This is a genomic window from Streptomyces sp. NEAU-174, assembly GCF_052665095.1.
In genome coordinates this window covers 384,176-388,930 of the sequence record NZ_JBQTCE010000004.1, presented here as the reverse complement: position 1 = coordinate 388,930, position 4,755 = coordinate 384,176, and the positions used below count along the sequence as shown (strand labels likewise).

5 protein-coding genes are annotated in these 4,755 nt (G+C 71.1%); 1 reads left to right on the top strand and 4 read right to left on the bottom strand.

The genetic code is table 11. The features are described from left to right. The first annotated feature begins 60 nt into the window (after positions 1 to 60). Entirely contained in the window at positions 61 to 1,254 is a 1,194-nt protein-coding gene (locus ACT2CW_RS14470) for a cytochrome P450 (protein WP_445516855.1), read from the top strand. 164 nt (positions 1,255 to 1,418) lie between these two features. On the opposite strand, the gene ACT2CW_RS14465 is transcribed toward ACT2CW_RS14470, so the two are convergent. From ACT2CW_RS14465 to ACT2CW_RS14450, 4 genes are all read right to left on the bottom strand, one after another. Next, entirely contained in the window at positions 1,419 to 1,850 is a 432-nt protein-coding gene (locus ACT2CW_RS14465) for a hypothetical protein (protein ID WP_445516854.1), read from the bottom strand. 47 nt (positions 1,851 to 1,897) lie between these two features. Continuing rightward, positions 1,898 to 2,518 (bottom strand): DUF1775 domain-containing protein, encoded by a 621-nt coding sequence (locus tag ACT2CW_RS14460; RefSeq protein WP_445516853.1) that lies wholly within the window; start codon positions 2,516 to 2,518, stop codon positions 1,898 to 1,900. 172 nt (positions 2,519 to 2,690) lie between these two features. Continuing rightward, positions 2,691 to 3,200, bottom strand: a complete 510-nt coding sequence (locus tag ACT2CW_RS14455; protein ID WP_445516852.1) for a pyridoxamine 5'-phosphate oxidase family protein — start codon at positions 3,198 to 3,200, stop codon at positions 2,691 to 2,693. A gap of 56 nt (positions 3,201 to 3,256) precedes the next feature. Further along, a complete protein-coding gene (locus ACT2CW_RS14450) occupies positions 3,257 to 4,741 on the bottom strand; it encodes an MFS transporter (RefSeq protein ID WP_445516851.1) in 1,485 nt (494 codons plus the stop codon). Positions 4,742 to 4,755: the final 14 nt, after the last annotated feature.

Here is a 4,755-nt window from a genome sequence, read left to right as displayed (position 1 = left end):
CCACACAAATCAGTCCCGGACACACCAGTCGCCCATGATGGGCATACGAGGGAGTCAACAGTGAGCGAGACCTTGTCCCTTCCGGGGACCGTGAAGGCCGAACGGCGTTGTCCGTACGACCCGCCGGAGGCCCACCGCCGACTGCGGGACGCGGGCGAACTGGGCAAACTGGAGCTGCCCGGCGGTCTGGTGATGTGGTTCCTGACCAGGCACGACGACATCAGGGCCATGCTGGCCGACGCCCGGTTCAGCGGCGCCCGGGTGCCGTTCCCGGCGATGAGTCCGGAGATACCGGCGGGCTTCTTCTTCTCCATGGACCCGCCGGACCACACCCGCTACCGCCGCACGCTCACCGCCGAGTTCTCGGTGCGCGGTGCGCGCGAACTGACCGGCCGGATCGAGCGGCTGGCCGACCGGCACCTCGACGCGATGGAGGCGGCGGGCACGAGCGCGGACCTCGTGGCGGCCTATGCCAGTCCGGTGCCCGCGATGGTGATCTCCGAAATCCTCGGCGTGCCGTACACCTACCACCAGAAGTTCGACCACGAGGTGCGCACGCTCCGGGAGACCGGCGGCGACGATCAGGCCGTCGGCGCGATGGCCACCGCGTGGTGGGACGAGATGCGCGGATTCGTGCGTTCCAAGCGGGCCGAGCCCGGGGACGACATGATCAGCAGGCTGCTGCACGATGAGGTCGAGGGCGGTGCGCTGACCGACGAGGAGGTGGTCGGCATTGCGATGACCATCATTTTCGCCGGTCATGAACCCGTGGAGAACCTGATCGGCCTCGGCATGCTGGCGCTGTTCCAGGACCGTGAGCAGCTGACCCGGCTGCGGGAGAACCCCGATCTCATTGACAGCGCCGTGGAGGAGTTCCTTCGCTACTTCCCCGTCAACAACTTCGGCACCGTGCGCACCGCCACCGAGGACGCCGTGATCAATGGTCACCCCATCGCGAAGGGCGAGATCGTGGCCGGTCTGGTGTCCACCGCCAACCGGGACCCCGAGCGGTTCGCCGACCCCGACCGCCTTGTCCTCGACCGGTCGCACACCTCCCACCTCGCGTTCGGGCACGGTGTGCACCAGTGTCTGGGCCAGCAGCTGGCGAGGGTGGAACTGAAGGTGCTCCTACAGCGGCTGCTCGTCAGGTTCCCCGCTCTGCGGCTGGCGGTGGCCCCGGAGGAGATCGGGTACCGGGAGAACACCTCGTTCTACGGTGTCCACGAGCTGCCGGTGACCTGGGCGGCTGAGTAGCCGCGGGCGGGGCCGGAAGGCAGGGTGCGGGTGGTGGCCGCGGGGTCCGGCACGAACGGTGGCCGGATGCCCGGCCACCGGCTGTTCCGGCCCGGGTGACGGCCACTGCCGGCTTGAGATCCGCCGCCTTGAGATCCGCCCAGAACGCCGGTCGACCGCGGCTCTCAAGAGCCGAGCCGGCCGCCGGTCAGCCGGGCCAGCGGGCGGCGGCGGCGAGCCGCGCGCCTGCGCAGGACGACCGCGGTGGTGGCGCCCGCGGCGGCGGCACCCGCACCGGCGACGGCCGCCAGGACCTTCCGCCCCTTGATCACCATCCAGGCCGAACCCGCCGCCGCGGCGGCCTTCTTGGGCGCCTCGGCGGCCACGGTACGACCGGTGGCCACGGCCTTCCCGGCGGCCACTTGAGCCTTGTCGGCGGCGACATGAGCGGTGTGCGCCGCGGTCGTCGCCGCGCCGGCCGCGGCGGTCTTCGCCGTGGTCTCCGCCTTGCCCGCGGTGTCCTTGGCCTTTTCCGCGGTCTCCTTGGCCTTGGTGGCGGTGGCCTTCGCGTTCACGTTGGTGCTCTGGGCAGTGTGTGCGTTCTTCTTCTCGGTCATGTTCACCGCGTTACCACTCGACCCGACAGCAAACCCGCGCTCCGGGGTCATTGGTCCGAGCCGCGCCGCTGCTGAAACAGCACAAACCCTCCGGCCAGGGCGAACAGACAGACGCCGATGATGATGCCCACGGCGGGCCACGCGGATCCGCCGTCGGATGCCGCGGCCTCGAGCTTCAGCAGCGGGGCGGGATTCTCCGGCTCCGGCTCCCCGTCGCGGGCCACCTCGATCCACCGCGACACCTTGCCGTCCTCATAGGTGTCCACGGTCTTGAAGGCCAGCGCTGTGGCATCGGGCAACTGCCGTACGACGACGCTGTGTTCGGCGTTCGCGCCGGGTGCGAGCGCCGGTCCGCCCACCGAGTAGCCGTCATCGGTGGGCTTCAGCTTCCAGCCCCTCGGGGCCTGCTTCAGCTCCACATCGCCGGGGTCGATGCCCTTGGGCAACACGGTCCGGATCCCGGTGAAACCGGCCCCCTCGTCCTCCGCCTCCGACTCGAACGTCAGCGTGACGTTCTTCGCCAGGGCGCGGGCGTCGGAGGCGCTCACCTCGGTGTGGGCCAGGGCGGGGCCCGCCGTGGCGAGGACGAGCGCCGAGGCGGCGAAGGCCAGGGCGCCGATCCGCCGCGGCCGCGGGCGTGGGCGCGACGGCAGACGATGTGCGTTCACGGTATCTCTCCTCGTCCAAGGGGCGGACACCCGAGCCCTCCTCACCGGTCACCCGGCGCGCTCACCAGGTGCGTTCGCATTCCCCGGTACGTACGGCCCGGGCGCGATGTTCATCGTCGCCCAGACCGGAGGCCCGCTTGCCACGCGGGGGAGCCGGGCTACGACGAGGGGGTCAGGCGCTGGTCACGTCGAGGGCCGTTCCGTACAGCCGGGACACCCGGATCCTGATCACGACCCGCCGGTCCGCCACCAACTGCTCCAGGAAGGCCGTCTCGTCGTGTGGATCGGCGAAACCGGGCGTCATGGAGAGCAGTTCCCGCCCGACCGCGTCCCCGGGGACGGCCGTCACCTCCGACACCTCCGCTTCGCCCTCGGCGACCGCGAACGACCAGCCGTCCGGGGCGCCCACATGCACGGCGGCGTGCGGGTCGCGGCGCAGCTGACGCACCTTGAGCCGGTCGGCGGTCGAGGAGATGCGCAACACGCGCTCCTCGGGGCTCCACTGGTGGATCACGGTCGACAGATGGGGGTGGCCGCTGCGCCTGACGGTGGCGAGCACACCGAACCGCTGGTCCCGCAGCGTCTTGGACAGCTCCTCCTCGGTGAGCACCCGGGGCGCGGGTCCGGCACCGGGCTTCGTCTCGGCGCCGTTCGCCGGGCTGTTGTTCTCGGTCGTCGTCATGAGGGTGAACCTTTCGCTGGTGGCGCTGGTGGCGGTGGTGGCGGCGGAGGAGGGGATCAGGCGGTGGTGACCGGTGTGGCGGGGGGATTGGTGTTCCGCGGCATGGAGGGGGGCTTCCGCGCAGGTGCTCGCAGTACCGTGAACGCCACCGCGAAGGCCGCCACGATGAGCCCCGTTCCGACGGCGAAGGCCAGGTGGTAGCCGCCGGTCAGCGCCTCGGCCCGGCTCTTGCCCCGGGCGATCAGGGCGTCCGTGCGGGAGGCGGCCAGGGTGGACAGCACCGCGACGCCCAGCGCCATGCCGATCTGCTGGGTGGTGTTGAACAGCCCGGAGACGAGCCCGGCCTCGTCCTCCTTCGCACCGGACATTCCGAGGCTGGTCAGCGCCGGGAGCGCCAGCCCGAAACCGGCGGCGAGCAGCATCACCGGGAGGAGGTCGGGGACGTACCGGGCGTGCACGGGGACGCGGATGAGCAGGCCGAGAACGCCGGTCAGGAGGGCCAGCCCGGTCAGCAGCACCGCGCGGTCGCCGAAGCGGGCGCTCAGCCGCGCGGAGACGCCGAGGGACACCGCGCCGATGGCGATGGCGGCCGGGAGCATGGCCAGACCGGTTCTGGTGGCGTCGTACCCCAACACATTGCGCAGATAGAGGGCGACGAGGATCTGGAACGAGAAGAGCGCGGCCACCATCAGGAGCTGGACCAGATTGGCCCCCGCCACCCCGCGTGACCGCAGGATCCGCAGGGGCATCAACGGGGTGCGGGCGGTGGCCTGGCGGACCAGGAACAGGGCGATCAGGAGGATCGAGACGGCGCCGAGGACGAGTGTGCGCGCCGCCGTCCAGCCGTGGTCCGCCACCCTGACCACGGTGTAGATGCCCAGCATCAGCCCGGCCGTGACGAGCAGGGCGCCGAGGACATCGGCGCCTGCCGCGAGGCCCGGTCCGCGGTCGGCGGGCAGGACGGGTATGGCGACCGCGAGCGTCAGCAGTCCGATCGGCAGATTGATCAGGAAGATCCAGTGCCAGCTGAGCGCGTCGGTGAGGAGGCCGCCGAGCACCTGGCCGATCGACGCTCCGGCGGCGCCGGTGAAGCTGAACACGGCGATCGCCTTCGACCGTTCGGCGGGTTGGGTGAAGAGCGTGACGAGGATGCCCAGGCTGACCGCGGAGGCCATCGCGCTGCCGACCCCCTGGAGGAACCGGGCGGCGATCAGCACCGCGGGGGAGGTGGCCACGGCCGCGAGCAGCGAGGCCGCGGTGAACACCGCGGTGCCGGTCAGGAACACCCGCTTGCGGCCGATGAGATCGCCGATGCGGCCGCCGAGCAGCAGCAGGCCGCCGAACGCGATCAGGTAGGCGTTGACGACCCAGCTGAGCCCGGCGGGGGAGAACCGCAGATCGCTCTGGATGGCGGGCATGGCCACCGTCACGATGCTGCCGTCGAGGATCACCATCAGCATGCCGGTGGCGATGACCCCGAGGGCCAGTTGGCGTGAAGGGGGGACGCGAGGAGACGTCGGGTCGGATGAGGTGGCGGACATGCGGACACTCCCGT